Below are 1323 nucleotides of genomic sequence, written 5' to 3'. Positions count from 1 at the left end.
TGAGGTTCCCCCGCTGCGCGAGAGATGTTGATCAGCTGGTCAGGAGGGGTTGACGGGTGTTCAGGTTCGTTGGTTCGGTCGTCGCCCGCTCGGCGTAGTGTTGCTCTTCGAACTCGATCGGGCTGAGGAAGCCGAGCCGCTTCTGGATGCGGCGGGAGTTATAGAAACCGTCGATGTACTCGAAGAGTGCGAGGTTCGCCTCGGCCCTCGTGGCGAAGGTGCGCCCGCGGATGCACTCGGTCTTGATGAGCATCCACAGATTCTCCGCGAGAGCGTTATCGTACGAATCCCCGACCGAGCCCATGGACGCCTGAACTCCCGCTCGCAGAAGGCGAGTTGTCAGCTTCACGGACGTGTACTGACAGCCGTGGTCGGCATGATGAATGAGCTGTCCGGGCTCGACCTTGCGCGAGGCCAGCGCGTACTCGAGGGTGGTGAGGACCAGGTCGGCGTCCGCGCGGGCGGAGGTTTCCCAGGCCACCACCCGTCGCGAGAACGCATCCCGGATCGCGGACAGCCACAACGGCCCCTCGCCGGTCGCGATCATCGTCAGGTCGGTGACCCACAGCAGGTTCGGCGCGGGCGCTGTGAAGTCGCGCTCGACCAGGTCCGGGGCGAGGGTGGCCTTCGGGTCGCGGCGCGTGAAGCCGCTTCGGCGTGGGCTGATGCCCGCGATGTCGGCCTCACGCATCAGGCGCTCGACCCGTTTGCGGCCCACGTGGACGCCCTCGCGTTTGAGCACGGCGTGCACGCGCGGCGAGCCGTAGATCCCGCCCGAGTCGGCGTGGATCTCCTTGATCTGCTCGGTGAGTTCCACGTCCCGGCGCCGGCGTTCGCACGGCTCGCGCTCGGCACGACGCCAGCGGTAGTACGTCGAGGAGGCGATGGACAGTTCCCGAAGGACGCACTCGACCCCCAGGTGCGGGTGCTCGTCGACGAGCGCCGTCACCTGGGCCGGGTCGGGTCGAGCTGCGCCGCGAAAAACGCCGAGGCCGTCCGCAGGACCTCGTTCGCCCGCTTGAGCTGGACGTTCTCCTTGCGCAGCGCGGCGAGCTCCGCTCGCTCGTCGCTGGTCAGCCGGTCGTCGCGCTCGCCGGCGTCCGCCTCGGCCTGCCGGATCCAGCCACGCAGGGCCTCGGGGTGGACGCCGAGGTCGACCGCGAGCTTCTTGATCTGCGGCTTGGGATCGGAGGTGCGATACATCCGTACCGCACGCTCACGCAACTCCAGCGAGTACTTTCTGGGGGCGGCCATGGTCGATGTTCCTCTCATGAGTCCCATCTGACCCTCTGTCAACACACTCCGCATCTCGGGGGAACCTCA

2 protein-coding genes are annotated in these 1323 nt (G+C 67.3%); both read right to left on the bottom strand.

Annotated features, from left to right (window positions below; translation table 11 throughout):
- Positions 1-31 precede the first annotated feature (31 nt).
- On the bottom strand, positions 32-949 hold the full coding sequence (locus tag PV682_RS44040) for an IS3 family transposase (RefSeq protein WP_319738588.1): 918 nt from the start codon (positions 947-949) through the stop codon (positions 32-34).
- On the bottom strand, positions 946-1254 hold the full coding sequence (locus tag PV682_RS44035) for a transposase (RefSeq protein ID WP_319738586.1): 309 nt from the start codon (positions 1252-1254) through the stop codon (positions 946-948). Before PV682_RS44035 ends, PV682_RS44040 begins: the two co-directional genes overlap by 4 nt.
- Between the last annotated feature and the right edge of the window lie 69 nt (positions 1255-1323).

This window comes from Streptomyces niveiscabiei, from assembly GCF_033794345.1.
In the GTDB taxonomy this organism is placed as follows: Bacteria; Actinomycetota; Actinomycetes; order Streptomycetales; family Streptomycetaceae; genus Streptomyces; species Streptomyces niveiscabiei.
Note: the sequence above shows the minus strand (reverse complement) of the source record. Positions and strands in the feature narration are given on the sequence as shown.

What these genes read in the sequence shown, in the direction of transcription:
- PV682_RS44035 (WP_319738586.1), bottom strand. Translation starts at nt 1,254, where the DNA reads ATGGCCGCCCCCAGAAAGTACTCGCTGGAGTTGCGTGAGCGTGCGGTA.